Annotated in this window: 23 protein-coding genes and 1 other RNA gene; 13 read left to right on the top strand and 11 right to left on the bottom strand. The window is 39.9% G+C overall.

Features of this window, described 5'->3' with window-relative positions; genetic code table 11:
* Positions 1-2: 2 nt before the first annotated feature.
* The gene (locus tag AAC026_RS12455; protein ID WP_339698535.1) at positions 3-1427 is read right to left on the bottom strand and encodes an amidohydrolase family protein; all 1425 of its coding nucleotides are present in this window, start codon (positions 1425-1427) and stop codon (positions 3-5) included.
* A gap of 92 nt (positions 1428-1519) precedes the next feature.
* Here AAC026_RS12455 and AAC026_RS12460 point away from each other — a divergent pair, with 92 nt between their 5' ends.
* Together AAC026_RS12460 and AAC026_RS12465 are read left to right on the top strand one after the other, a co-directional pair.
* Complete coding sequence (locus tag AAC026_RS12460; protein ID WP_339698538.1) at positions 1520-2374, top strand: sterol desaturase family protein; 855 nt, start codon at positions 1520-1522, stop codon at positions 2372-2374.
* The gene (locus AAC026_RS12465; RefSeq protein ID WP_339698541.1) at positions 2375-2890 is read left to right on the top strand and encodes an MOSC domain-containing protein; all 516 of its coding nucleotides are present in this window, start codon (positions 2375-2377) and stop codon (positions 2888-2890) included.
* Here AAC026_RS12465 and AAC026_RS12470 read toward each other — a convergent pair.
* Positions 2856-3167, bottom strand: a complete 312-nt coding sequence (locus AAC026_RS12470) for a hypothetical protein (RefSeq protein ID WP_339698544.1) — start codon at positions 3165-3167, stop codon at positions 2856-2858. The genes AAC026_RS12465 and AAC026_RS12470 overlap by 35 nt on opposite strands.
* Positions 3168-3354: 187 nt before the next feature.
* On the opposite strand from AAC026_RS12470, the gene ssrA reads away from it, so the two are divergent.
* Positions 3355-3724, top strand: a transfer-messenger RNA (tmRNA) gene (gene ssrA / locus AAC026_RS12475).
* Between the two features lie 39 nt (positions 3725-3763).
* Here the strand turns inward: ssrA and AAC026_RS12480 are convergent.
* Entirely contained in the window at positions 3764-3910 is a 147-nt protein-coding gene (locus AAC026_RS12480) for a hypothetical protein (protein ID WP_339698547.1), read from the bottom strand.
* A gap of 65 nt (positions 3911-3975) precedes the next feature.
* Between AAC026_RS12480 and AAC026_RS12485 the strand changes: the two genes are divergently transcribed.
* Positions 3976-4221, top strand: a complete 246-nt coding sequence (locus AAC026_RS12485) for a GIY-YIG nuclease family protein (protein WP_339698550.1) — start codon at positions 3976-3978, stop codon at positions 4219-4221.
* Positions 4222-4242: 21 nt separating this feature from the next.
* Here the strand turns inward: AAC026_RS12485 and AAC026_RS12490 are convergent, their stop codons facing one another.
* Complete coding sequence (locus AAC026_RS12490) at positions 4243-5283, bottom strand: hypothetical protein (protein ID WP_339698553.1); 1041 nt, start codon at positions 5281-5283, stop codon at positions 4243-4245.
* A 473-nt stretch (positions 5284-5756) separates the two neighbouring features.
* On the opposite strand from AAC026_RS12490, the gene AAC026_RS12495 reads away from it, so the two are divergent.
* Positions 5757-6644 carry an ABC transporter ATP-binding protein gene (locus tag AAC026_RS12495; protein ID WP_339698556.1) on the top strand — a complete coding sequence of 296 codons (888 nt, stop codon included), beginning with the start codon at positions 5757-5759 and terminating at the stop codon, positions 6642-6644.
* 11 nt (positions 6645-6655) lie between these two features.
* Positions 6656-10228: a M1 family aminopeptidase gene (locus AAC026_RS12500; protein ID WP_339698559.1), complete on the top strand. Its 3573-nt coding sequence runs from the start codon at positions 6656-6658 to the stop codon at positions 10226-10228.
* Between the two features lie 69 nt (positions 10229-10297).
* Here AAC026_RS12500 and AAC026_RS12505 read toward each other — a convergent pair whose 3' ends face one another.
* The 3 genes from AAC026_RS12505 to AAC026_RS12515 are packed head-to-tail and all read right to left on the bottom strand — an operon-like array spanning position 10298 to position 11896.
* Positions 10298-11356 carry a HipA domain-containing protein gene (locus AAC026_RS12505; RefSeq protein WP_339698562.1) on the bottom strand — a complete coding sequence of 353 codons (1059 nt, stop codon included), beginning with the start codon at positions 11354-11356 and terminating at the stop codon, positions 10298-10300.
* Positions 11353-11679, bottom strand: coding sequence for a HipA N-terminal domain-containing protein (locus AAC026_RS12510; RefSeq protein ID WP_339698564.1), 327 nt, complete (start codon positions 11677-11679; stop codon positions 11353-11355). The genes AAC026_RS12505 and AAC026_RS12510 overlap by 4 nt, the downstream gene beginning before the upstream one ends.
* Before the next feature lie 4 nt (positions 11680-11683).
* On the bottom strand, positions 11684-11896 hold the full coding sequence (locus AAC026_RS12515) for a helix-turn-helix domain-containing protein (protein ID WP_339608539.1): 213 nt from the start codon (positions 11894-11896) through the stop codon (positions 11684-11686).
* Positions 11897-12096: 200 nt separating this feature from the next.
* Here AAC026_RS12515 and AAC026_RS12520 point away from each other — a divergent pair, with 200 nt between their 5' ends.
* Together AAC026_RS12520 and AAC026_RS12525 are read left to right on the top strand one after the other, a co-directional pair.
* Positions 12097-12345 carry a hypothetical protein gene (locus AAC026_RS12520; protein WP_339608538.1) on the top strand — a complete coding sequence of 83 codons (249 nt, stop codon included), beginning with the start codon at positions 12097-12099 and terminating at the stop codon, positions 12343-12345.
* 134 nt (positions 12346-12479) lie between these two features.
* Positions 12480-13742 carry a replication-associated recombination protein A gene (locus AAC026_RS12525; RefSeq protein ID WP_339698913.1) on the top strand — a complete coding sequence of 421 codons (1263 nt, stop codon included), beginning with the start codon at positions 12480-12482 and terminating at the stop codon, positions 13740-13742.
* A gap of 161 nt (positions 13743-13903) precedes the next feature.
* Here the strand turns inward: AAC026_RS12525 and AAC026_RS12530 are convergent, their stop codons facing one another.
* The 3 genes from AAC026_RS12530 to AAC026_RS12540 are packed head-to-tail and all read right to left on the bottom strand — an operon-like array spanning position 13904 to position 15440.
* The gene (locus tag AAC026_RS12530) at positions 13904-14680 is read right to left on the bottom strand and encodes an SGNH/GDSL hydrolase family protein (RefSeq protein ID WP_339698567.1); all 777 of its coding nucleotides are present in this window, start codon (positions 14678-14680) and stop codon (positions 13904-13906) included.
* Positions 14681-14683: 3 nt separating this feature from the next.
* Positions 14684-14941, bottom strand: a complete 258-nt coding sequence (locus tag AAC026_RS12535) for a hypothetical protein (protein ID WP_339698570.1) — start codon at positions 14939-14941, stop codon at positions 14684-14686.
* Positions 14928-15440, bottom strand: coding sequence for a DUF4494 domain-containing protein (locus AAC026_RS12540; protein WP_339698573.1), 513 nt, complete (start codon positions 15438-15440; stop codon positions 14928-14930). The genes AAC026_RS12535 and AAC026_RS12540 overlap by 14 nt, the downstream gene beginning before the upstream one ends.
* A 156-nt stretch (positions 15441-15596) precedes the next feature.
* Between AAC026_RS12540 and AAC026_RS12545 the strand changes: the two genes are divergently transcribed.
* From AAC026_RS12545 to AAC026_RS12560, 4 genes are all read left to right on the top strand, one after another.
* Positions 15597-16793, top strand: a complete 1197-nt coding sequence (locus tag AAC026_RS12545; protein WP_339698576.1) for a THUMP domain-containing protein — start codon at positions 15597-15599, stop codon at positions 16791-16793.
* Between the two features lie 9 nt (positions 16794-16802).
* A complete protein-coding gene (locus AAC026_RS12550) occupies positions 16803-18980 on the top strand; it encodes a patatin-like phospholipase family protein (protein WP_339698579.1) in 2178 nt (725 codons plus the stop codon).
* A 137-nt stretch (positions 18981-19117) separates the two neighbouring features.
* Positions 19118-22498: a methylmalonyl-CoA mutase family protein gene (locus AAC026_RS12555; RefSeq protein ID WP_339698582.1), complete on the top strand. Its 3381-nt coding sequence runs from the start codon at positions 19118-19120 to the stop codon at positions 22496-22498.
* 61 nt (positions 22499-22559) lie between these two features.
* Positions 22560-24968: a hypothetical protein gene (locus tag AAC026_RS12560; protein WP_339698585.1), complete on the top strand. Its 2409-nt coding sequence runs from the start codon at positions 22560-22562 to the stop codon at positions 24966-24968.
* Between the two features lie 150 nt (positions 24969-25118).
* Here the strand turns inward: AAC026_RS12560 and AAC026_RS12565 are convergent, their stop codons facing one another.
* Positions 25119-25739 (bottom strand): hypothetical protein, encoded by a 621-nt coding sequence (locus AAC026_RS12565; RefSeq protein ID WP_339698588.1) that lies wholly within the window; start codon positions 25737-25739, stop codon positions 25119-25121.
* A gap of 208 nt (positions 25740-25947) precedes the next feature.
* On the opposite strand from AAC026_RS12565, the gene AAC026_RS12570 reads away from it, so the two are divergent.
* Positions 25948-26496, top strand: a complete 549-nt coding sequence (locus tag AAC026_RS12570) for a transposase (protein WP_339698591.1) — start codon at positions 25948-25950, stop codon at positions 26494-26496.
* Positions 26497-26501 lie beyond the last annotated feature (5 nt).

Raw genomic sequence — 26501 nt, forward strand, 5'->3', positions numbered from 1 at the left:
ATCTAATACATGCCTACTTTGCCATTCATTGATTTAAAAATAGCCGGAGAGTTAAACCCTACGCCATCTTTAAACACAACTTCCATTTTTCGGATATTGCTCACGTCTGCTTCTAAATCTCCATCGATGATTAGGATATCGGCTTGCTTTCCTACTTCTAAAGAACCTACTTTATCAGCACGTTCTAAGAATTTAGCGCCATCTAAAGTTGATATTTTTACAGCTTCGGTTAACGAAAAGCCTGCCTCAATAAAAAGCTCAATCATCCGCTGATTGGCGTAGCCTGCAATCGTTCGACCTGCTCCAGTGGGGTCGGTGCCTGCCAAAAGTTTTCCGCCCATTTCGTAGAACATTTTCTCCCAAGCCATTTGTTTTTGAAATGCAATAATAGAGGTTGAATCTCTGCCTTGTTGACGTTTATGGCTGATCTCTAAGCTTTCCCGAATCTCTGGACTCATGGCTTCTAAACCACCACCCAAAACTACTTCTCTATTGGTATAAGGTTCAAAAACGGTAAGGGTAGAAGTTACGGCTACATCTTTCTCGATCAAAAACTCCATGAGCTCTTTCATTTCTGGCGCGTCTACTGGCAAGGCGCGTAAAGCTTGCCCACGTTTAAAAGCAGGACAGAAATCATCTACCTTATCTCCCACAAAATCGGAACTTTGGAAAAAGCCATGCTCAATATTGTCAATGCCAATTTCGGCTGCTTCACGATAGGTGACAGAACAGATATGGCCAGTTACTTTTTTGCCTTTGGCGTGCGCAGCGTTCACTACGCTTTTTAGGTCTTCTTTCGTAATATTCTGATAAACCTTAAAGGAATTGATACCTCGATCTGCCCAATAATTCACCATTTCTGCAGCTTCATCTGAACTTTTAATAACACCTACCTCAGGTACTGATGTGCCTTCTCTTTCAATAAACGGGCTCGTTAAGTCCATTTTTGGCCCCAACATTCTGCCTTCCTCAATCCATTTTCTAATGTTCAAATCCGTTTGCGGTTCAATGCTTCCAGCAGTACGGATGGTAGTTACACCTCCAGCTAAATACAGACGCGGAAAAGTAAACGTCATTTGAGAAACGCTAAAAATGCCATCGAAAGGTTTGGGGTAGAAAATATGTTCGTGAAGCATCACCATTCCGGGCAATATCGTTTTGCCTGTGCAGTCAATCACCTTAGCACCAGCAGGAATGGTTACTTCGCCCGTATTTCCCATGGCGGTAATAACTCCATTTTCGAAAATCAAAGTTTGATTCGTTTTGATGTCTGCACCAGTGCCGTCAATGGTTTTGGCATGAGTAAGGGCTACAATGTTTTCTTGTACAGCCACATAAGGTCGTACTGCCCTTGAAAATTCTTGAGCTTTCAGTATTTGGGTTGAAAAGAAAATAAGCAGAACGAGGACTGAGTTTTTAAAGGACATAGTATTGATTTGAGTATTGAAAGTTAAAGAATTATGCTTTCTAAATTAAGCTCGAACGTTGCATATGTTAGGCAAGCAGAATAAATTGTAAGATGGAAAGTTTGGTAAATTTCTTTGATAATATTCCCACAGAGTTTCGGGCGGGGATTTTAATTGGCGGAGTGGTGCTTTTTTGGATTATTGAAGGTACGCTTCCGCTTTTTGCTTTCCAGTATAAAAAAGTGAGACATGCAGGGCTCAATTTATTTTTCACTTTAACTACCGCCATTATTGGCTTTGGCTTAGCAGGTGTACTTTTGGCCGCTTCAGATATGGTAGCCAATAATCAGTTTGGACTGCTATATGTCATAGAATTACCACTTTGGGGGCAATTGATTGTTGGTGTTTTATTGCTTGATTTTATAGGTGCATATTTGGTGCATTATACCGAACATAAGGTGAAATGGATGTGGAAATTTCATTTGGTGCATCATAGCGATACTACCGTAGATGTTACTACGGGTTTGCGACATCATCCAGGTGAAACCATTTTCAGAATTGCTTTTACCATTCTTGCTGTAATTATTGTGGGGGCACCTATGTGGCTTATCATGGTGTATCAGAGTCTTTCTGTACTTTTCGCTCATATAACTCATGCTAATATTCGCATGCCGAAATCAGTAGACAGGGCACTTTCTTGGCTATTTGTAACTCCCCTAATGCACAAGGTGCATCATCACTATACACAACCATTAACGGATACCAACTTCGGAAATATCTTTTCTATTTGGGATCGCATTTTTGGTACTTTTGCTCAAGTAGAAGATACAAAGGAGTTGATTTATGGGATTGATACCCATATGGACCCCAAAGAAAATGATGATATGGTGAACCTACTCAAAATTCCTTTTCAGCCTTATAGGGTTCCGGATGAAGCACAAGTTCAGAATCTGATTCCGAAGAAATAGATGAAGCTTTCTCTCGAACAAAAAACCATTCCTTATTTAACTACTCAGTTCGCTCAGGCGGGCAAAGTGGTCTTTATTTCTATTCGTCCAAAAAGAGGTGAACTGCCGCAAGCTGTGCAAGAAGTTAAAGCCATTGAAGAAATAGGTTTAGAAGGAGATCATTACGCTTCGAAGGGAGGTAAGCGCCAAGTAACACTGATTCAGGCTGAGCATATTCAGGCTGCGGCTTCCATGATTGGCCAAGCTGAAATTGACCCTTTATTATTGAGAAGGAATATTGTGGTGGAAGGAATAAATCTTCAAGCCTTAAAAGGAAAGAAGTTTAGAATTGGAAATGCAGTGCTGGAACATACTGGTGATTGTCATCCTTGTTCCAGAATGGAAGAAAATCTAGGAAATGGCGGCTACAACGCCATGCGTGGGCACGGAGGAATAACCGCCAGAATTTTAACCTCTGGTTTAATTTCTATTGATGATGAACTTAGTCCAGTGGAGCAGCCTCTGGAATTTCCTTGACCAGATCTACATTCTGCGACTGGTCAGGTCCTCCTGCCATAATTAATGTGCCTCTAGTGCCATCATTGGCTTCGATTACAAAAATTTCTTCCTCATCTCCTGGATCGGTCATGCCATCAAAGCGGTATGTTTTCACAATTTTGAGTTGGTAAGGGGTGTATGTTTTTTTACTGGCTGTGGCTACAATATTGTTTTCATTGGCCGTGAACTGCTCTTTAAAGCCTTGCTCGTTTAGCTCTGCCAATACCTGCGAAAGTGTTCTATCGTTAGTTTTCATAATGCTTAATTTAAAATTTGTTCTTACATAACCTTTTAGGCGGCCTAGGGTTTAAAGAATAGCGAAAGGGTTAGTTTCTGAAACTTTATAGTCATATTCTTTTGCTCAAGATGTTTCAGAAGCTGTAGAAAAGACCGTACTTTCGCAGATTCAATGGAAAGGCAAACGGCCTTTACTTATATAACATGGGGCCGACTGGAATTGACAGTAGGTGTAATGCAAGTGTAAGCATGCAGGGAGTTGTGAGTATTTCCCTTAAATAAAACTTTCACATTTATAATTGGCGAAAGACAATACGCCCTTGCTGCCTAATTAAGAATTAGTAGCAATGTGTCTCTCTCACCCCCTGGTCTGCCGGGTGGGAAATCGAGGCATCACACGCAGACCTGGCTGTTTCTAGGTATCGTGATAGAAGCGGTAAGACCAATTGCGGATAAGGTGTAGATTAGGTTGGTTGCTGACCTTGCTACACTCGAAAACTAATCAGCGAATAAGCATGTAGAAGGCGCTTAGTGTTCCTTATCTGGACGAGGGTTCGAACCCCTCCGGCTCCACCTTCGCCCACCGAAGCTCGTTAGAGCGTAGGTGGGCCTTTTTTATTGCCTCCAACGCTCGTTGTTTCGAAGCCTCAGTACATGCGGGCTACGGTGGAGAAACTCCACCACTGCGTCCACCGTAGCTTTAGCGAAGGTGGACTGTCTATTATAGCTTCTTGGTGAAGCTGGACTGTTTAAAGTTTTCAAATTCACTTTTCTTGTGTGTAAATAATCTCATAAATTTTTATCTTGAATGATAAGTAATTTCACTCATGCACACTGTTTACATTCTCAAATGTTCTGACGACTCTCATTATGTAGGCTGTACTGGTAATCTTGAAGAAAGATTAAAAAGGCACAATAATGGAGAAGTGAGTTACACGAAATCAAGGTTGCCTATTGAGGTAGTGCTCACCATTAATTTTCCTGATAAATATAAGGCCTTTGCTTTCGAGAAGTATTTGAAGTCTGGCAGCGGCAGAGCTTTTATGTATAAGCGACTTGTTTTGAAGAGTTGATGCAGGTTGTACTCTTTGAACTCATTTAAGATCCATTTTGAACTCGATAATCTCAGCTCCAGCTTTATCAAACGCCCATAATTTCGACCCAGATATTGTAATTTCTTTGAAATATGCTTCTGGCAAATGTAAATTGAGCACCTTTTGGATTTGCATCCTTTTTTTGGAAGTATCAATAACTAAAACCTGGTTACTATTAGGCACTTCGTAGTCCCCGATGAACAGGAGGTATAGCTTTTTGTCACTATAGTATACATCATTATAATAGGCAAAGGCTAATCTGTATTTGTATTGCGGATTCGTTTTAATCAACTCCAGTTTTCTGTTAGTTCGAAATTGGAAAAAATCAGAAAGGTCTAACTCGTCTATTAAGTTACCTTCTTGATTAAATTTTTTGATAATAGGTACCGAAGTCCATATGGATAAAAGCTCGTTTTCTTCTGTTACTACAAGATTTCTATTGTTAAGGGCTCTTTTGTGGTCTTCATTCTCATAGGGTTGAAATTCTCCAAACTCTCGAATTACTCTGCCTGTTTGATCGAGTTGAGTGATTGGGTAATTATTCGTTATATCAGTATAGTAAACGTAGCCATTGTCATCAACAGAGAATTTATATAAAAAACTAGACATGTCAGAATGGGGAGGGTTGATGCTACTTAATGGGTTTCTATCTGCATCAAAAACACTAAATGTGTTTTTCCCAAAGTCAGAAACGTAGTATCTATTTTTTCGATATTCTATGTGATATGATTCTTTGATGTTGTCTGGGCCGAAGCCATGATCAATCTCAAATAATACCGATAAGTCTTTAATGTTTAGACTGAGTGTTTTAAGCGCTTTTCTGTCACTAATTAAAAGGTTCTCATTTACAAAACTCATGTGGGAAACTCCATCGGTAATGAATGTTGAGTCATTTATTTGAGAGATAATTGTAGAAGGGAAAAGATTTAGTTCGTTTACTCTTTCATTATTACTGGAACAACTAATGAAGGATTGGAAGGTGATGCAAGTAAGAAAAATAGCAGAGTAAGGGCTTGTAAACCAGTTGTTGTACTTTGTCATCGTAAGGAGATTTAATTATTTTGTCTAGAATTAAATATGATTCTGAAATACAAACTGTGTTTGTCGATGATTTAAGCTACTTGAATGCTTCAAAAAAATCAATTGTATAACATCTAAAACAGTGCCATATTTTTAATATAGTAAGCTCATTTTGGATTAATTCATCGAGACTTCAAGCCCCTTTTCTCATTTACGCCAATACGCTGCGCGTACTCACAAAAGTCATCTTAGTAGAAAAAAAACGTTGGTCTTAAAGCTTGTTGTTTCACTACCGTCATTAAAGCACCATCCATTAGTAGTGAAAAGAACGTCATCGCAGTGTAAACCACCCTCAGCCCCTCTATTATATATACATCAATTTTTCATTGGATTCTTTACTGATTTAAGCTGTGTTCTGCTTTTATTATTTTTTGACTAGATTGTATTGTCAAATATGTATAAATCAACACATTAACCAAATCATAATCGACCATATGGCACAGCTTAAAATCTCGAATCTCTCAAAGACTTATCCCAATGGCGTAAAGGCTTTGGATAATGTTTCATTAGAAATCAACAATGGAATGTTTGGTTTACTTGGGCCAAATGGAGCCGGGAAATCTTCATTAATGCGTACGCTAGCTTCATTACAAGAGGCAGATTCAGGTTCGGTTTTTTTGAATGACCTCGACATTCTTAACAATCCCAAAGAACTAAGAAGAACGCTTGGCTACTTGCCACAAGAGTTTGGAGTTTACCCACGAATAACGGCTGCCCAGTTATTGGATCATATGGCGATTTTGAAAGGTGTTACAAACAGTAAGGAAAGGAAAGAGTTGGTGAAATACCTTTTAAACAAAGTGAACTTATACAAGCAACGCGATAAGAGTGTAAAGAGCTTTTCGGGTGGAATGAAACAGAGAGTAGGTATTGCGCAAGCGCTTATTGGCGATCCTCAATTGATTATAGTGGATGAACCAACGGCTGGTTTAGATCCGGGTGAACGCAATAGGTTTCACAATCTTTTGGCTGAAGTAGGGGAAGAGGTTATTGTAATTCTTTCCACACATATTGTGGACGATGTGCAAGAGCTATGTACCGATATGGCCATCATGAACTTGGGGAGAATAGTGTATAATGGGTCACCATTAACTGTACTAGATGATTTGGTAGGTTTGGTTTGGCAAAAACAAATAGAAAGAGGAGAGTTAGAACAGTATGAAGCAAATTTTAGGGTGATCTCGGACAAAATGGTTGCAGGTAAACCTCAAATCCATGTCTTAAGTGAATCTAATCCAGGAGAAGGTTTTGTGAGCGTTCGACCGAACTTAGAGGATGTTTTCTTCGCGAAAATAGGTGTGTCTGAAACTGTAGCCTCTTAAACCCATTCATTATGTTTAAGATATTCTTTTTGAAAGAATTGGGCGATGCATTTAAGCGTCCAATGGTCTACATCTTCATGTTTGTAATTGCACTGCTGGTATTCTTTGCTGTAGTGAGTGATTCGGTACAAATTGGTGGTTCGGTAGGTAATGTCAATCGAAACGCACCTTATATCATTACGGATTTTATTATGATAATGAGCGTTTTTGGTTTGCTCATCGCAGCTGCATTTTTCAATAATGCAGCACTCAGGGACTACAGTCATAATTTCAATGAAATTTTATTCAGTTCTCCAATCAATAAAGGAGGTTACTTTTTTGGAAGGTTTTTCGGAGCTTTGATTTTAGCCTGTATGCCTTTGATAGGGGTTTTCATAGGGATGTTAGTAGGCTCTTGGGCTGGCGTACTTTTTGGGTGGGTCGAAGCCAAAGACATAGGGCCTTTCTACCTTGAAACCTTCGTCAATAACTTTTTGCTGTTTATTCTTCCCAATATGTTTTTGGCTGGTGCGATCACTTTCGCGTTGGCCAATAAATTCAAGAGCACGGTGATTTCATTTATTGGGGTAATCGTGGTGATGGTGGGATACATTATCTCAGGCACTTTACTTTCTGATATTGAAAATCAAACAATAGCTGCCTTAAGCGATCCTTTTGGAATAAGAACATATACTGTAGTAACACAATACTTCACACCAGTTGAGAAAAACTCTTTGAGTCCGATGTTCGAGGGACTTTTGCTTCAGAATAGATTGATTTATTTGAGCATAGGCATCGCCATCCTCTTACTTTCCTATTTCACCTTCTCATTCGCAGAAAAGCAATCATCAAAGAAGAAAACCGAAAAGGTTAAAAAGGAATCAAGTACAAGTTTTTCACTTCCAGTAATTCATCAGATTTTCAATAACAATACAGCTTGGCAGCAGTTTAAGAGCTTTTTTAGGGTAGACTTTATCAGTATTGTAAAGTCTACAACCTTTAGGATTTTATTCTTTTTCACACTAGTGATGATCCTAGGTGAGTTAAGTTTGGGATTTGAATATTTCGGCTTGCAGTCCTATCCTGTCACTTATAAAATGGTGGATGTGATTGCGAACAACGCTTCCATTTTTGTAATTATTATCATCGTGTTCTTTAGTGGTGAACTGGTTTGGCGCGACCGCGAGAATAAGATCAGTGAGGTAATTGATGCATCTCCGTTTAATTCATTGCCTTCGCTTTTTGCCAAAACTTTGGCCTTGTTCTGTGTTACCCTTTCTTTATACATCTTTGGAATATTGATTGGAGTAGTTTACCAGTTAATGGAAGGCTATTCGAACATCGAATTTGGTGTTTACTTCGGAGCATTCTTTTATCAGTACTTAGCGCTTTATGCGGTTACCAGTGCCTTATTAGTATTCATACAAGTAGTAGTCAACAATAAGTACTTGGGTTATTTCGTGTCTGTGCTTTATTTGTTCTTGATTGACTTGTTTCTACTTTTCTTAAAGGTAGACTCGAATTTATTGAGCATTGGGGCAACGCCAACCATGATCTATTCAGATATGAACGGTTTTGGGCCTGCAGCGGAAGCAGTAGTATGGTTCAACGCACATTGGATGCTCTTTGGGTTACTTCTGCTTATGATTTCAGGTTTGTTATTGAAGCGCGGACAAGTAGGAGGAAGGAAAGAAACTTGGGCTATTGCTAAACGAAACTTCAAAGGGGCTTTCGCAAAGAGTTTTTACATAGTGTTAGTACTTTGGATTGGTGTTGTTGGTTTTGTCATTTACAACGTCCATATTTTAAACAAAACTCCGTCAAACGATACAAGAGAAAAGCTTTCTGCTGACTATGAAAAGAAGTACAAGCAATACCAAAAAGTGGCACAGCCAAAGCTTTTAGCAGCCAATTATGAGATCGATATTTTTCCAAAGAAAAGAGATGTGATTGCTAATATTGCCGTGTCTTTGATCAATACTACCGATCAGGCTATTGATTCACTTCACTTTACGGTGGATGAAAATTGGAATCATAAAATCGATATTGCGGGTTCAGAGCTTGTGTTGAACGATGAGGAAATAGGCTATCAAATTTATAGACTTTCATCTCCAATAATGCCAGGTGATACAATTTCAGCATCAGTTTCAGCAGCGTATATCAGCAAAGGTTTCGAAAATGAGGTAAGTAATACCAGTGTAATTAGAAACGGTACTTTCCTCAATAATTTTCAGATTTTGCCAGGCTTGGGTTATTCGGAGGGTTTTGAATTAGGAGACAATGATACGCGTAAGAAATACGACTTACCTGACAAGGAACGCTCTCCAAAATTAGTAGCGGACTGTGGGCCAGAATGCGACAATAACTATTTGTCGGATGGTAAATCGGATTGGGTAAATGTAGAAACCGTTATTTCTACTTCAAGCGACCAAATTGCGATTGCGCCCGGTTCTTTAATTGAAGAATGGGAAGAAGATGACAGAAAGTATTTCAGATATCGAGTTGATCATCCTTCTCAGAATTTCTATGCTTTTATTTCAGCTGATTATCAAGTAGCCAAGCGAGATTGGAACGGAATAAGCCTTGAAGTCTATTATGATCAAAAGCACGAAGTGAACGTTGAGAAAATGCTTGATGCACTTCAGAAGTCCATGAAATATTATACCGAGAATTTCGGGCCTTACTTCCATAAACAAGCAAGGATCATCGAGTTTCCTCGCTACGAGACTTTTGCTCAAGCTTTCCCTGGAACTATGCCTTATTCAGAAGCCTTTGGGTTTATCATTAACCTAGAGAATGAAGACAAGAACAATGTGGTTGATGCGGTGATTGCACATGAAATGGGTCATCAGTGGTGGGCACACCAAGAAGTTTCTGCTAACATGCAGGGAGGCACTATGCTGACTGAGAGCTTTTCGGAGTACTCTTCATTAATGGTGATGAGCGAAGAAACAAGCCTTTTAAAAATGAAGGATTTCGTGAAGTACGATATGGACAGGTACTTATCAGGTCGAAGCGCTGAAACGGTAAAGGAACTTCCGCTTTACAAGGTTGAAAACCAAGGCTACATTCACTATGGAAAAGGAGCTGTGATTTTATATGCCCTACAGGATTACATTGGTAAGGAAAAAGTGAACAATGCACTTCGGAATTTCCTTGACGAGTATCGCTATTCAACGCCTTACCCAACCTCTTTGGATTTCTTAAGATACCTTGAGCCTGAAGTTCCAGATTCGCTGAACTACTTAATTGATGACTGGTTTAAAGAGATTACTTTATACGATAACAGGCTAACAAACGCTTCAGTTGAAAAATTAACGAATGGGAAATTCAAGGTCACTATGGATATTGAAGCCTACAAAATCAAAGCCGACACAGTAGGAAACGAGACTAGAGTAGACCTCAACGATTGGATTGACATCGGAATCTATGCAGACTCTGAAGAGTCTGACCTTATATTAGAAAAGCGTGTAAAGTTTAATGAAAGTAATTTTCAATTAACTTTTGAAGTAGACAGACAGCCGTTAAGAGCTGCTATTGATCCCAGAAGAATATTGATTGAAAGGGTATATACAGACAACGTTAAGCGATTAGAGGAAAAATAAATTGATTTTGACTTAATAAATTCTCCTAAAAAGAGGCTGAATTGTGATTCCCTTTAAATTACGGGACGTCTATTTTAGCCTCTTTTTATATGAGTAATTAATCGCCTTCAACCGGTCTTCATAAAAAGTGTAGTAACGGCTTTTGTTCTTTTCTGAAAGAAAGCTTCGGTCTATAAAGGTTTTGATTAATTCGTGTTCAGTACGGAAGCTCTGGAGTATTCTAATGGCTCTTTTCTCCTGTAGACCTATCCGCTGGGCGAACTCATAAAAGTCATCATAAGCATAAAAACCATTGGCCTTAAAGCTTTCGGTTTCATAATCATCCAGAAAGAGACCATCCTTTAATGCCATAGCCGTATCGTTTTCGATATGGATTCGAGTGTTTAACAAGTCATAAGCCGGAGCAAGAATATGATCTCCTTGTGGTGTTTGTTGCAAAGAGAAATTTTTGAGGTGAGCATCGCCATTCGAAAAAAGGTAATTGAACAACACTAGTGAAAAGAACTTTTCAATTTCGATCGGGTAGGCTGGAACAAATTTTTGCATTAATAATGCGATGCTTTGATAAGCCCCTTCATACTTAAATGCAGCTCCTTTGTTTTCACTGGTATAACCCGATAGCGCAGCAAAATCCTCTTGACCAATTTTCTTGAAAACGCTTTTTCCTGAAATGTCCTGATTGGGCGCAATATCGAAGCGCTTGGTGATATAAGCAGGTTCACCATTGTTAAAGAAAATAATTGCGCATTCGGCCACATTGAGTTTAAAAACCTGTCTGGCAATTTGCATGGTGAGGTGTTCATTGGCAGGAAGATCGAGGACTTGTCCAATCGTTTCTCTATGTGGGATAGGCTTTAAAATGTAAAGTCCCTGCTGACCTTCTTCTACGAGTTGCAATTGGTTTTTCTCCAGTCGCATCGACTGCTTGATTTGCACCCCCGAAATCGACATTTGCTTACGGTTTTGTCGAAAATCTTCCGCTACTTTTTCATCCAGTTGTGGAGGTGGAAATGGTAAAACATGATTTACCTTCTTGCCATAAAAAACACGCTTTAGGGCCGTAGGGCTATAACTGTTATAGCCTTCGGAAAGTGTAGACGGGCAATATTTGATAATCGAATTACTCATCCTATAGTAGCCTTTAAGGTAACAGGGCCAATTGTATCATACTGGGTGGTGGCACACAATATTCCGAAAAAATCCTGCTTGTCTATTTTTAGATATCTGCTCTGTAGACTTAAGTTGGCACCTTCAGCAATCAGATTATAAAAGAATGGAAATAGCGTGTCAGAATTATACTCTTGTTGACTTTTGGGTAAAGTGAGGCTTATGGCTGGTTTTTTAGCGTTCGCAAAATATTGATCTGAATAGCGGAAACAGAACTTTTTGTCAGAGCTCTCGGAAAGCACGCCTGCCTTTTCTTCATTATAGAAAACATCTGCCTGTCTCATTCAATTATGTGTTTAGCTGCTTTACCTCTAATTTGAGTTCCATGCCTAGTACATTGGCCAAATCGTAAAGCGTTTGTAGTGTTGGGTTTCCTTTGCTCGATTCTATCGCTTTTAAGGTTCTTAAGCTTACGCCAGACAATGAAGCCAAGTCTTCCTGACTAATCCCAAGGGCTTTTCTTCTCTCTTTTATGTGCTCAGCTACTTCTTGAAGGTGCATTATATTGCTCTTTACAGCATAAATGTAAGCAATGTTTTATAGAAAACATTAAATAGTGCGACATAATACACTATTACGTAGCTAAAGATAGTTTGGGAGGTGATTGTCATACAATAAGTGCAGTTTAGTGCACTATTGTAGAATGATGATTTAGCCACTGTAGATTATCTTAACCAATTCCTCTTCAGTATCTTTGCACTATGCGTTGCTCCTCAGGTAAAGTTCAATACGATTCTCAGCAGTTGGCCGAAGATGCCCTGATCGATCAGCATATTTACAAAGGCTTTGCAGAACACCAAGGGCCACAAAATGTATATGAATGTCGTGACTGCGGTTACTGGCATATGACCTCTAAAAACGCGGAGCGCCTACCTCGCCTTCAAGAAATGATAGACTCTGGCGAAATGCGTAAAAAGCAACAAGCCAGCCAGTGGGAGCGAAGGTTTTGATGCTCTTGATAAACTGTCCAAAAGTTTAGGTCGTAATAAAACGAACTTATATAGAACCATAAAAAATGTTGAATAACTTTTGGAGAGTTGTCGTCACTCTTCTCACATAACCTTCCTAATTTCGTTGCATGGAAATGTCTCAAAAACCCCTTGCCGAACGCATCCGTCCTCAAACCTTAGACGACCTGATTGGTCAAGAACATTTGGTAGGGATAAACGGAGTTTTGCGCAGGGCCATTGAGTCGGGCGGAATTCCATCCATGATTCTTTGGGGACCTCCGGGTGTGGGTAAAACCACCATTGCCAATATTATTGCGAATACGGTTAAAGCACCTTTTATCCCGTTGAGTGCCATCAGTTCTGGCGTAAAAGAGATAAGAGAAGTAATTCAAAGAGCAAAATTTCAATCGAAAACCATTCTTTTTATTGACGAGATTCACCGCTTTAATAAGTCGCAGCAAGATGCCCTTTTGGGTGCGGTGGAAAAAGGGGATGTTACCTTAATTGGAGCTACCACTGAAAACCCCTCGTTCGAAGTCAATTCGGCACTTTTGTCGCGATCGCAAGTGTATACGCTCAAAGCACTTTCTAAAGAGGATTTACTTCGTTTGGTAGAAAGTGCCATTCAGAAGGATAAAATCTTAAGTCAGAAAACCATTCATTTAAAGGAAACCCAAGCCCTATTTAGTATTTCTGGTGGCGATGCCAGAAAGCTGCTCAACTTACTCGATTTGGTGGTGGAAAACCTTGGTGGCCAAGAAGTAGAAATCACAGACGATAAAGTAATCGACATTGCTCAACAGCGAGTGGCCATTTATGATAAATCGGGCGAACAGCATTACGATATCATTTCTGCTTTCATCAAATCCATTCGCGGCAGCGACCCCAATGCTGCTGTATATTATTTAGCGAGAATGATTGAAGGCGGTGAAGACATTAAGTTCATTGCTCGCAGGTTGGTCATATTGGCTTCCGAAGATATTGGAAACGCAAACCCCACTGCTTTGGTGATTGCCACCAATGCATTTCAGGCGGTGAGTATGATTGGTTACCCTGAAGGTAGAATTGTGTTGTCGCAGTGCGTTACTTATTTGGCGGCTTCCGCTAAAAGTAATGCCGCCTACATGGCCATAAACCAAGCCCAAGCTTTAGTGCGTCAAACTGGTGATTTACAGGTGCCATTACCTATTCGTAATGCGCCAACCAAATTGATGAAGGAAGAAGGTTATGGCAAAGGCTATAAATACTCTCATGACTTCCCAGGTAACTTTGTAAATCAAGAATTTATGCCTGCGGAAATCAAAGGCACCAAGCTGTACGATCCGGGTAAAAATCCACGCGAAGAAGAAATGCGCAAGCGCTTACAAGCCATGTGGAAAGAGAAGTATGGGTATTAAAATAGTACTAAGAACCTAGTACCTAGCTATTAGACTTTAGCGTTCTCCATTAATGGTCGGAACCCTCCAAAAGTTTTCTTTCATTCATTCAATGAAGCCATTAACTCCTGTTGATCTAGGAGCACCAACTTTTGGAGGGTTTTCTCAGAATATAGTAGAGCCTAATCCTTGATCAACGAATTCTGAACTACATAATTAGCAGTCTCTTTCGCCCAAACCTGATAGGTAAGTTTAGAGGGATGAACGCCATCACTAAAGAAATCTGCGCTGGTCATAGATGGATCTATTTTATCGATCCAATTTTCAAAACTGATTTTCTGGGCATCGTAAAAAACATTTTCATGTTTGGCGATGGTTTGCTCAAGCCTTTCGCCCAGCATTTCAACCAAGTTCCCCATAGAAAACTTTATGAGGCTGGTAAAAGCAGGGAAGAGCTTAATTGGGGGCATGCTGGTGAAGAGAATCGGAGTGTTTCCGAATTTTCTCTTCAAAGCAATAATCAAAGCATCGATATCCTTTGCCCATTGTTTAGGGCTATTGAAAGTAAAGGAATCATTTCCGCCAAGGCCAACTACGAGGAGGTCGGCTTCCGTTTCTTTAATTTTTGGGATTAACCTTTCCGTTACGCGCTTAGCAGTATAACCACTTTTCGCATAGACCTTCCAGTTGATATTTGTATTGAGTTGAGTGGCCAAGTGATTGGCAAAAGTTCCGGTAAATCCTTCTTCGTGTGTTCTCACACCTACACCAGCAATGGTACTTTCACCAAGGGTAATGATTTTAAGTGGTTTGGAAGAAGGGAATGATGAGGTACTTCCTTCAGTACCTTTTGCCTCGGGCAAAGAAGGCACGCTGGCGCGAATTCTTTTGCCTTGAAAGTACATAATTGGCAACAGGGGAATAGTAATCAATGCACCAAAAATGTACTTACTGTTCATCTTTTATCCTCTACATTCAGAAATGGCCTTTTCTAAAATGCCGAGTACTTTGTCTTTGTTCATGCCAATCATTGAGGCAGGAAAACCTACTTCGAGATTAGAAATGCTTAAGCTTTCTTCTGCTTCAGAGTAAGCGAAGTCGAGCGATATTCCATTTTTAGACAGATAACCACTGATACCTTGAAGTTCGATGCCCTGACTTTTTAATTTACCTCTCAGGCATTCAAAGGTTGCGGGATTTACTTGATTAAATTTCTTCATCTTCTTCGTCTTCATCTTCTTGTGAACCTTGAACTTCAGCAATAGGCTTAAATCCTTCTGGTACTTTTTGCTCTGCTGTATGATGGAAAATCTCCAAAACTGGCGATTCCTTCACTTCAGGAATGGTAAAAGTAACCAACATATTGTTCAAACTTTCGCGAATACGTTCGTAAGCCTGTTTTACATCGCTGGCGGTAACCATCATCAGATTAGAAATCTTCTTTTCTTTACCAGAATCAGCATCTGCAGCCATGTATACTACTTTGCAGTTAAAGAATGTATCAGCATCTGGGTATTCAAAAACATCTGTAACTCTGCTTTTTGCAATACCAGTCACTTGAAATTCGCCCATTACACGCTGGCCAATTTCTTCATAGATTTTAGCTTCGGCTTCGGTAAAAGAAAGGGCATCGGCCAAGTAAGTTTCGCTCACGCTTTTAGTGCGACCTTGCTCATCTTCCTTCATATACTTCACCTTACAGGTAAACCAAGTCTTCATAATTCCATTCTTTAAATGAGGGGTCAAAAATACAATTGATATTGATGAAAACAGTAGAGATTTGGAATTTCTATCGAAGAAACTTGCCCGAGATTTAGATGTAATTACCTCTGGCTTATAAGTTTTATATCAGCTATCTTCTCGAAGTCGAATAATTTGTTAAAAATTTCGGTACTTCACGCCAATATGAGTCAAGTATTCCCTTACCCCAGTCAAATTGTTGTCACTTGTTTTCCAAAACAAAGCCCTTGGCTTGCCCAAGAAATTGAAGCGCTAGGCTTTAAAATTGAAAGCCAGAGTATTACAGAAGTAGAAGTAAACGGCTTTATGGATGATTGCTTAAAGCTGAATATGTTTTTACGTACGGCCGGAAGGGTTCTTTTTCAAATCAGAAGGTTTAGGGCAAAAGATGCGGATGACCTGTATAGAGAATTATCCAAGATTCCTTGGGAAGATTATTTTGACACAGATGATTATTTTTCGATCACCTCTTATGTAAGGAATGATACCATTACAGATGATCGTTTTGCCAACTTAAGAGCGAAGGATGCAATTGCTGATCGATTTGTAAAGAAAACGGGTAAACGCCCAGATTCTGGCTCAGATAGAGATGGGGCTGTTATTCATTTATACTGGAAGGAAGACAAAGTGCGTGTTTACTTCGATACTTCAGGGCAAACCATTGCCAAGCACGGTTATAGAAAAATACCAGGCAAAGCCCCAATGATTGAGTCTTTGGCGGCCTCGGCCATTATTGCCAGTAATTGGGATAGGAAGAGCACATTTGTAAACCCAATGTGTGGAAGTGGCACTTTGGCCATTGAAGCAGCTTTGATAGCCACCAATACTGCCCCGGGTTTATTCCGCGAAAACTTCGGTTTTATGCATATTAACGGCTATAGCGAAGACTCATGGCAAGGCTATATACGTCTAGCAGAGTTGCAACGTAAAAACCAGCTCGGCTTTAAACTTATTGCATCAGATTTGAGTAGCGGTGCGGTTACAGCTGCTAAAATGAATGCTCGAACAGCGGGAGTTGATCATTTAATCGATTTTCAGGTTTGTGATTTTAGAGAAACTGAAATTCCTGAAGAAGCAGGTGTAGTAATGTTCAACCCCGAATACGGAGAGCGGCTTGGAGCTGATAAAGACTTGGAAGAAATCTACTCTGCCATTGGCGACTTCTTCAAACAGCAGTGTAAAGGATATATGGGTTATGTGTTTACTGGGAACTTAGACTTGGCCAAGAGGATAGGTTTGCGTACTAAAAGAAGGGTTGAATTCTACAATGCAAAAATTGACTCTCGTTTGTTAGAGTATGAATTATATGCAGGAACACGTAAAGAGAAGTAATTGAAGCTATTGAAGAAAATATGGTCCAGTTTTCCAGTACAACTGATTGTTGTACATGTTAAATACAATCAATTTTTATTGGTCTACTGGTTCATTTTGTTTTCGGCAGTAGGAGGCAGTTTTGGTGAAAATTTAGGGATTCCCTATCTATTTTTAGATCCTGTTTATTTGGATGAAGTCTCTATTTGGGGCTTTATTATTATGGGTATTGCCGTGGCTGGGTTCGGTATGGCCTTTAATGTTACCAGTTATATTTTGGATGGTTTCAGGTTTCCATTTTTGGGTACTTTGCCCAAGCCCTTAGCGCATTTTTGTATCAATAACTCGCTGATTCCTTTTAGTTTTTTGGTGTTCTATGTGATTAAAATCATTGAATTTCAAAGAGATGCAGGGGTTGGAGAAAGCTCAGAAGCTTATGTCAAAGTAGCAGGTGTATTGATTGGCTGTATTTCTTTTCTGATCTTTTTGTTTGCCTATTTTTTCAAAACCAATCGAGACATTTTTAAAGTGTTGGGAATTAACCAACAGCTTAAAATTAAACGAACCAACAGCCAAAAATTAAAAGCTTTTAGAAAACTACAATCCTTAAAAAGGAGCAGGGTAAGAGTAGACTATTATTTGAGTCTCCGTTTTAAGGTGTATTCTACTAAGCGTTTTGAAGAGTATTATGATCGTTTGGCGATTTTAAGAGTTTTTCTACAAAATCAGAGAAATGCGATAATTATAGAGTCGTTGGTGCTGTTGCTCATTTTTAGCTTAGGGCTTTTTCAGGATGTTGCCGTTTTTCAAATTCCCGCTGCCGCTTCAGGTACGCTATTACTCACGATGATAGTAATGCTGACAGGTGCGCTAAGTTTTTGGTTTAGGTCATGGATTATCAGTGGAGTTCTAGGGGTCTTCATTATTTTGAATCTAGCTTTCACTACAAATTTTTTGAGTTACCAGTACCCAGCTTATGGTTTAAATTACGAAAGCACTCCAGCAGAATATAAATTAGAAAACCTCCAAGAATATGCCTCAGAGAAAAATGTAGAAGCTTCTAAGGAGTATATGCTTGAGGTGCTCGAAAACTGGAAAGCAAAGTTTAAGGAAGATAAACCAAGAATGGTTTTGATTACTGTAAGTGGTGGGGGGCAACGCTCTGCTTTATGGACAACAAATGTTTTGCAGAAGGCGGACTCTGTTTTCAAGGGTGACTTAATGAACAATACCTTTATGATTACAGGTGCCTCTGGAGGCTTGTTTGGTGCCGCTTTTTATCGAGAGCTGGCTTGGAAGAATTTAGACCCACAAGCGCAAGAACATTTAGCTGATATTAGTAAAGATGTGCTTAACCCAGTTATTTTTTCTCTATTGGTAAACGACCTGTTTATCAAATTTAGAAATTTCGAATACGGTGGTTTCAAGTATAAAAAGGAAAGGGGCTACGAGTTTGAACAGCGTTTAAAATCTAATCTACATGGCTTATTAGATAACCCAATTTCGGCTTATAGAGCACCAGAATATAATGCCGAAATTCCTCTGTTGATTGTAGGTTCTACAATTACCAATGATGGCAGAAAACTCTATGTTTCACCTCATCCCACTGCTTTTTTTAATACCGGAGCAGACAGAGATCACTCAAAAATTCAGGGGGTAGATTTTAATTTACTTTTGGCTCAGCATCAGCCCGACAGCTTACGTTTTCTTACGGCTTTGCGAATGAGTGCCACATTCCCTTATTTTTCCCCCTCAATTGTGTTACCTACAAAACCTCGAATGAGTATTGCAGATGCTGGGATTTCAGACAACTACGGAATTTCAGATGCAACCACATTCCTACATGTATTTGAGGACTGGATCATGGAGAATACTTCGGAAGTAGTGATGATTACCATTAGAGATTCAAGCAAAGAACCCCCAGTGGAGGCTGATCATTCAAAAAATCTAATTCAGAAATTCATTTCACCTATTCAAGGTGCAGTGAAAAGCTGGGATCAGATTCAGACGATTAAAAATGAACAACGCTTCGATATGATTTCATCTGACTACGGAAGCCATTTAAGGCGTGTTGAATTTGAATACCAAAATCAGAAATCGAACCGTGCTTCTTTGAGTTGGCGATTAACAGACCGTGAAATTCTGAATATTCTCGATGGCATTAAAGACGACATCAACCAAAAGGCCTTGAAGGAACTAGAGAAGTAATTTCATTTTGGCTTCTGATAGTTGCTTTACTTTATCATTTCATTTGTAAAGGCACAACTCCCATTCCTCCTAACAACTGTTAGGAAACTCACTGCTTTTGCTTAAATTCGCAATCCAATAGCTTAGAACACCATTTTATGCAAGAAGTAGCACCATACAAACCTAAAAATAAAGTAAGATTAGTTACAGCCGCCTCACTTTTTGATGGTCACGATGCCGCGATTAACATTATGCGGAGAATCATTCAGGCCACTGGTTGTGAGGTGATACATTTGGGGCATGATAGAAGTGTAGAAGAAGTAGTAAACACTGCCATTCAAGAAGATGCACAGGCCATTGCAATGACATCTTATCAAGGTGGTCATGTAGAATACTTCAAATACATGCATGATTTATTGAAGGAAAAAGGCGCTGGTCACATCAAGATTTTTGGTGGTGGAGGTGGTGTAATTCTGCCTGAAGAAATTAAAGAACTAATGGACTATGGCATTACCCGAATTTATGCACCAGATGATGGTCGTAAAATGGGCTTGCAAGGCATGATCAACGATATGGTGCAGCAATGCGATTTTCCAACGGGAGAAAACTTGACTGATGAGGTTGACCATATCGTGGAAAAGAACACAAAGGCGATTGCGAGATTGATCTCTGCTGCGGAAAACTTTCCTGAAGAATCAAAAGGCGAAATGGACAAGGTACATGCCATGGCCGATAAGGTAGAAACGCCTATTCTTGGGATTACAGGCACTGGTGGTTCGGGAAAATCATCTTTGGTAGATGAATTGGTGAGAAGATTCTTAATGGATTTTGAAGATAAAACCATCGCCATTGTGTCGGTTGACCCTTCGAAAAGAAAAACAGGCGGAGCGCTTTTAGGAGATAGAATTCGAATGAATTCCATTAACAATTCTCGCGTTTACATGCGTTCATTGGCTACCCGTCAATCAAATTTGGCACTTTCGAAACACGTGAGGGAAGCGGTTCAAATCTTAAAAGCCGCTCAATACGACCTAATTATTTTAGAAACTTCTGGTATTGGGCAATCCGATACTGAAATATTAGACCACTCTGATGTATCGCTTTATGTGATGACGCCAGAGTATGGTGCGGCAACACAGTTGGAGAAAATTGACATGCTCGATTTTGCCGATGTAATTGCCCTCAATAAATTCGATAAGCGCGGAGCTTTAGATGCCCTTCGTGATGTTAAAAAGCAATTCCAACGTAACCACGGACTATGGTCCGCTAAGGTAGATGATATGCCTGTTCATGGCACTATCGCTTCGCAGTTCAACGATCCTGGAATGAACTCGCTTTACCGAGTAATCATGGATAAAGTGGTGGAGAAAACGGGTGCCAAATTGGAGTCTGTTTTTGAGATTACCAATGAGATGTCCGAGAAGATCTTCGTGATCCCTCCAAGCAGAACGCGTTACCTTTCTGAGATCTCTGAATCAAATCGTTCATATGATGAGTGGGCTTTAAATCAAGCCGATGTGGCAGATAAACTTTACGGTTTGCACACCTCAATGGCCACGCTCAAGAACTCAACCATTGCCGATCGCGACCGATTGATCAAAGGGTTACAAGAAACTTACGAGCAAGTAAAGCTTGATTTGGATCCAAGAAATTGGATTTTAATTGAAGGGTGGGAAGCCAAGAAGAAAACCTATACCGATCCTGTTTACTCTTTCAAGGTTCGTGACAAAGAGATTAAAATCAAGACACATACCGAGTCACTTTCTCATACGCAAGTGCCGAAAGTATCTTTGCCAAAATTTAGAAGTTGGGGAGATATTTTAAGATGGTCGCTGCAAGAGAATGTACCGGGCGAATTCCCTTATACTGCTGGTATTTATCCTTTCAAAAGAGAGGGCGAAGACCCAACTCGTATGTTTGCGGGTGAAGGCGGCCCAGAAAGAACCAACAGACGTTTCCATTATGTGAGTTTAGGGATGCCAGCCGCTCGTTTATCTACGGCTTTTGATTCGGTAACACTTTACGGAAACGACCCTGGTTACAGACCAGATATTCACGGTAAAATTGGCAACTCTGGGGTAAGCATTTGCTGTCTAGATGATGCCAAGAAACTGTATTCAGGCTTCAATTTATCATCACCAACCACTTCGGTTTCAATGACCATCAACGGTCCTGCGCCAATGTTGCTTGGGTTCTTTATGAATGCCGCCATCGATCAGCAATGTGAAGTGTACATTAAAGAGAATGGCTTAGAAGCTGAGATTGAAGAAAAGATCAAAGCCATTTATAAGAAGAAAGGCGTGGTGCGTCCGCTATATCAAGGCGAGCTTCCTGAAGGAAATGACGGTTTGGGACTGATGCTTTTGGGCGTTACGGGCGATCAGGTTTTACCTGCGGATGTCTACCAAGAAATTAAAACCAGAACACTTTCAGTAGTTCGAGGAACGGTTCAGGCCGATATTCTAAAAGAAGACCAAGCACAGAACACTTGTATTTTCTCTACCGAATTTGCCCTTCGTTTGATGGGTGATGTTCAGCAATATTTCATCGATAAGAATGTAAGAAACTTCTATTCTGTATCGATTTCGGGTTACCATATTGCCGAGGCAGGTGCGAATCCGATTTCACAATTGGCCTTTACTTTGGCGAATGGCTTCACTTATGTAGAGTACTACTTGAGCCGTGGAATGGACATTGATAAGTTCGGGCCGAACCTTTCTTTCTTCTTCTCGAATGGAATTGATCCTGAATATGCGGTGATTGGCCGTGTAGCCAGAAGAATTTGGGCGAAGGCGATGAAGCAAAAATATGGCGCAAATGCCAGAGCACAAATGCTGAAATACCATATTCAAACTTCGGGTCGTTCGTTACACGCGCAAGAGATCGACTTCAACGATATCAGAACTACGTTACAGGCTTTGTATGCGATTTACGACAACTGTAACTCTCTACATACAAATGCTTATGATGAGGCTATCACAACCCCAACGGAAGAGTCCGTGCGTAGAGCAATGGCGATCCAGTTGATCATCAATAAAGAATTAGGTTTGGCTACTAATGAAAATCCGCTGCAAGGGTCCTTCATAATTGAAGAACTGACCGAGTTGGTAGAAGAGGCTGTTCTTTTAGAATTCGATAGAATTACAGAACGTGGAGGAGTGCTTGGTGCGATGGAAACCATGTATCAGCGAAGCAAAATTCAAGAAGAATCACTTTACTACGAGACGCTTAAGCATACGGGTGAATTCCCTATTATTGGGGTGAACACCTTCTTAAGTTCTAAAGGCTCACCAACCGTGTTGCCGAAAGAGGTTATCCGTGCTACGCCAGAAGAGAAGGAATACCAAATCAAGATGTTGGGAGAACTTCAAAAAGGAAATGCGAATAAGGCTGAAGAACTGATTAAGAAAATTCAGGCAGCAGCGGTTCAGAATGAGAACATCTTTGAAGAATTGATGGAAGCCAGTAAGTATTGTTCACTAGGGCAAATTACTTCGGCATTGTTTGAAGTAGGAGGGCAGTACAGAAGGAATATGTAATTTCATACCTGTCAGGTTTCCAAAACCTGACAGGTATTTGCTTCTACTTAAAACGTCAATATTGAAAAAGCTCATCAGCCTTTTATTTTTTATTGTTGGGCTTCAAGTATCCCTCAAGGGCGATTTGGCTGCTCAAAACCTTTCAAACGAACAGTCCATTTATCTTCAACTCAATAAATCAGTTTTTGAATTGGGCGAAGATTTGTGGTTTAGCGCTACCGTTTTAAACGCTCAAAGCCTACTTCCTTCCAGTCTTGATTCTTCCTTATTTGTAGAGTTAAGGAGTAAGGCTGAAAATCAAGTTGTTTTTAAAGAGATTTTCGAAATCAGTAATGGCTTTTCAGAAGGCCATCTTTTTCTAGCTGACACGCTGAAACAAGGCGAGTATAGCCTTTTTGCCTTTACTAGAAACTCCTTTTCCGATGAGGTGAAAAAGACCAAAAGCATTTTACTTAAATCAAGAATCACCCCTTCGATATTGGTGGATGTCAATTTCGATAATGCATTAACGTCTGGCTTAAACGCATTATCACCAAAAATTAAAGTGGTGAGAAGATCTGGTGAATTGGTGAAGACAGCGAAGGTTAATGCTGAAATATGGAGTGAAAACAAACGCGTAGCGCGAGTCAAAACCACTACTGATAGTTTAGGGATTGCTGTTCCCATTTTTGGCAAATTAAAAACATTCGAGAATCTAATATTGAAGATTGATGTGGATTCCAATTTGGGCGAGGAACAATTTGAACTTCCTGTTGCACTGCCTTCAAACGCTCAACGGATCCAATTCAACCTAATGCCAGAAGGAGGAAACCTTGTTCAAGGAATTTCTTCGCAAATAGCCTTTAAGGCGGTGCATAAAAACGGAGCACCCGTAGAAATTGATTCGGCCATCGTTATGGATGAAAAGGGTAATGTGGTTACTTCTTTTAAATCGCGTCATAATGGAATGGGCAGCTTTTACTTCTTACCCCTGCCCTCAAAGCAATATTCAGTTTCCATCATCGCCCCTAAAATCGACTCGGTTTTTAGCTTCCCTAAAGTATATGATGCCGGGTTCGTATTGAATGTGTCCAAACAAACGGAAGATGATCTTCTTTTTGCTGTTAAGAAAAGTGAAGGCTTTGAAGGAGACTCTCTGACATTCTCCATAGAGCAGCGAGGGCAGTCGTTCTATGAGTCAAAGATTATCATGTCTGGTGACGGAGTGCCTTTGAAGGTGCCAACAGTGTCACTGCCTAAGGGTATTATTAAAGTCAGTTTATCAAATAGCAAGGGGCAAAAACTGGCGGAGCGGTTGATTTTTGTGAACAATCAAAAAAGGCTGAACATTACCTACGAACTGAATAAGGCCAATTACACCACAAAAGAAAGGATTGACCTTAAACTAAAAGTAATGGATGATCAAGGCGAGCCTGTTCAAACGGTAATTGGGATGTCTGTGGTGGATGAGGTTTTTAAATCCGTTTTTGATGAAGATAATATCGTTTCTTATTTCTTCTTGTCGAATGAAATTAGGGGGCAGGTCCATAACCCTAAAAGCTATTTTTCTGGCGAATCAAAAACCGATAGGGATAATTTGGATTTGCTTATGCTCACCCAAGGCTGGCGTTCATATCGTTGGCCGCGAGTCCTGTCGGAAAATTTAACAGATTCGGACTTAAAAGTGTCGGTGAAAATTAATCCTAATTCGGTATCGAAAAAAGTACTGAAGGCCCTCGATCAACAAAATATACACGTGGTGTCTATGTTTGGCGCTTCAATTTTAGGTACGGACAAAAATGGAGAGTTGATGTTGACGGATAGCATGCTGTATTGGTCAAAAGGAGGGAAGATGTTTTTTAAAACGGATGAGGTTGAAGGCGCGCTTTTAAACTTTCATACACCATTTGATGCCACCGTTAAATGGAGCTGGGATAAACTTGACCAACAAAAGAGAATCTTTGCCTCAACAAAAAACTGGAATATTCTTCCTCAAGTAGAGAATGATGTAAGAAGGCTAGACGATTTTGTAGTCGAATCCAAACAAGACGAATACGGTGTTGCCCATGGTAATGCTCGAAATATAATTGAAGGTAGGAATACCGACTATGTCTGTATGTACAATATCCTCAACTGCACAAACCATGCTACTGGAAGAAAGCCAAGGGATGGCGAACGCATCATGATCAATGGTGTACTCAAAACCTATAGAGCACCTAAAGAAGCAAACTCTACCCGTTACTTTAACGGGTATTATGAGGTGCCAGAAGTCTACGAACCTGACTATGATAAAGTACCTGAAGACAGGGTTTTTACGGATTTCCGAAACTCATTGATTTGGAGGCCAAGTATCCTCACCAATGAAAATGGCGAGGCTGAGATTTCCTTCTTCACTTCAGATATCCGATCTATTTTTAATGTTCATATAGATGCCTATGGTGACAATGGCCAAATGGGCGCCCTAAAGTTTGACATTAAAGTGTTGAAGTAAATATTGAAGCGAAACACCTGTCAGGTTTCCAAAACCTGACAGGTGTTTATAGAACCCACTGTCGCAGGATCTCCGATTTATCTGCCTTTGGCAGGACCTGTGACTCACGATGGTCTTTAGGACTCTGTTCGCATAAAATCAAACCAGAATCTAAACATACTGAGCTTCCATAGGTGTGTCTTCCACCATTTCATTGATTTTCGGCTGAATGATCCAAACACCAATAAAGTAAAACCAGATCATGAAAAACTCTCCTGCAAAATCACTAAAGCTAACTTCTCTCTGTAATTCAACAGTTTTATAGGTCTTAGCTACAAAGTATAGCGAATAGAAAATGCCAAAAATGGAAAGAAAATGAAGTGGAAGCATAATTGTAAGTAAGCCAAAAGGAAAGGCGGAGTTAAGGTCGGGTTCTGCCTCAAAATCACTTAATCCAAATAAAGCCATAAAAACCAATAGTGAAAGGATATAGATAAAAGGAATGAAGAAAAACACCTTGAACTTTTTAACCTTCATTTTTACTGTATTAGGGACTTTTGTTTGCAAACCGATGGCGATTGACCAAAACCAACCGAAAAGTACATACATCACTATTAATGCAACGCAAGGAATTATGATTGCAAAACTTTTCAACGTAGTAGCATCCAAATCATTGGTTGTAGTGGCGTAGTCAAAAAAGAGGGCAAACATAATGATGTACCCTAATATAGGAAGCCCAATAAGCATTGAGAATAATTGCCAGTGCTTCGCTTTGAGAAAAATGTCTGTCATTTTTTAGAAGTTTAGTGCTTTTAGGTGTTTTTAATAAAACAATATAGTCAAGTTTATAATAAAAATAAACACATCAAAGAAAGTGTAATTTTGAAGCAACTGTCGCAGGTTCTCCGAACCTGTGACTCATTATGGTCTTTAGGACTCTGTCCGCATAACCCAAACAGGAAACCATAAGCATGATAAACCTTAATTAGTATATTTAATTATGAGTACGGCCTATCGGTTTTCTGAAAATGACATTCCTCACTTCGTTACTATGACTGTTGTGGAATGGGTAGACTTGTTCAATCGCCAGCGCTACAAGGATATTATAGTCGAAAACCTGAATTTTTGCATCAAGAATAAAGGTTTGATCGTCCATTCCTATGTCATTATGTCGAACCATATTCACTTGATTGTTCGAACGAGAAACGGAGAGAACCTTTCTTCATTAATAAGAGACTTTAAGAGATATTCTGCCAAAGTGATTTATGAGACTTTGAAGCAAGATCAGCGGGAAAGCAGAAAGAACTGGCTGCTGTGGATTATCGAAAGTCAGGGAGAAATGAGTAGTTCGAACACCCATTCCAAGATTTGGATACATGAAAATCACCCAATCCCATTGGATAGAAATAACATGTTTGAAGAAAGGCTAAATTATATTCACCTCAACCCAGTGAGAGCGGGAATCTGCTTCACACCAGAAGACTATGTTTACTCTAGTGCGGGAGCTTATGCTGGAGAAATAGGTTTGGTGAATGTGGAGTTAGTTTGAACGGG

Source organism: uncultured Roseivirga sp. (genome assembly GCF_963973945.1).
Classification (GTDB): Bacteria; Bacteroidota; Bacteroidia; order Cytophagales; family Cyclobacteriaceae; genus Roseivirga.

Bases quoted from the DNA above. Each gene is read 5' to 3' on its own strand.
- AAC026_RS12510 (WP_339698564.1), bottom strand. From the start codon at position 11,679: ATGAGACAGGCAGATGTTTTCTATAATGAAGAAAAGGCAGGCGTGCTT.
- AAC026_RS12470 (WP_339698544.1), bottom strand. From the start codon at position 3,167: ATGAAAACTAACGATAGAACACTTTCGCAGGTATTGGCAGAGCTAAAC.
- AAC026_RS12490 (WP_339698553.1), bottom strand. From the start codon at position 5,283: ATGACAAAGTACAACAACTGGTTTACAAGCCCTTACTCTGCTATTTTT.
- AAC026_RS12515 (WP_339608539.1), bottom strand. From the start codon at position 11,896: ATGCACCTTCAAGAAGTAGCTGAGCACATAAAAGAGAGAAGAAAAGCC.
- AAC026_RS12465 (WP_339698541.1), top strand. From the start codon at position 2,375: ATGAAGCTTTCTCTCGAACAAAAAACCATTCCTTATTTAACTACTCAG.
- AAC026_RS12565 (WP_339698588.1), bottom strand. From the start codon at position 25,739: ATGACAGACATTTTTCTCAAAGCGAAGCACTGGCAATTATTCTCAATG.
- AAC026_RS12505 (WP_339698562.1), bottom strand. From the start codon at position 11,356: ATGAGTAATTCGATTATCAAATATTGCCCGTCTACACTTTCCGAAGGC.
- AAC026_RS12455 (WP_339698535.1), bottom strand. From the start codon at position 1,427: ATGTCCTTTAAAAACTCAGTCCTCGTTCTGCTTATTTTCTTTTCAACC.
- AAC026_RS12555 (WP_339698582.1), top strand. From the start codon at position 19,118: ATGCAAGAAGTAGCACCATACAAACCTAAAAATAAAGTAAGATTAGTT.
- AAC026_RS12570 (WP_339698591.1), top strand. From the start codon at position 25,948: ATGAGTACGGCCTATCGGTTTTCTGAAAATGACATTCCTCACTTCGTT.
- AAC026_RS12530 (WP_339698567.1), bottom strand. From the start codon at position 14,680: ATGAACAGTAAGTACATTTTTGGTGCATTGATTACTATTCCCCTGTTG.
- AAC026_RS12500 (WP_339698559.1), top strand. From the start codon at position 6,656: ATGTTTAAGATATTCTTTTTGAAAGAATTGGGCGATGCATTTAAGCGT.
- AAC026_RS12485 (WP_339698550.1), top strand. From the start codon at position 3,976: ATGCACACTGTTTACATTCTCAAATGTTCTGACGACTCTCATTATGTA.
- AAC026_RS12525 (WP_339698913.1), top strand. From the start codon at position 12,480: ATGTCTCAAAAACCCCTTGCCGAACGCATCCGTCCTCAAACCTTAGAC.
- AAC026_RS12495 (WP_339698556.1), top strand. From the start codon at position 5,757: ATGGCACAGCTTAAAATCTCGAATCTCTCAAAGACTTATCCCAATGGC.
- AAC026_RS12520 (WP_339608538.1), top strand. From the start codon at position 12,097: ATGCGTTGCTCCTCAGGTAAAGTTCAATACGATTCTCAGCAGTTGGCC.
- AAC026_RS12535 (WP_339698570.1), bottom strand. From the start codon at position 14,941: ATGAAGAAATTTAATCAAGTAAATCCCGCAACCTTTGAATGCCTGAGA.
- AAC026_RS12540 (WP_339698573.1), bottom strand. From the start codon at position 15,440: ATGAAGACTTGGTTTACCTGTAAGGTGAAGTATATGAAGGAAGATGAG.
- AAC026_RS12460 (WP_339698538.1), top strand. From the start codon at position 1,520: ATGGAAAGTTTGGTAAATTTCTTTGATAATATTCCCACAGAGTTTCGG.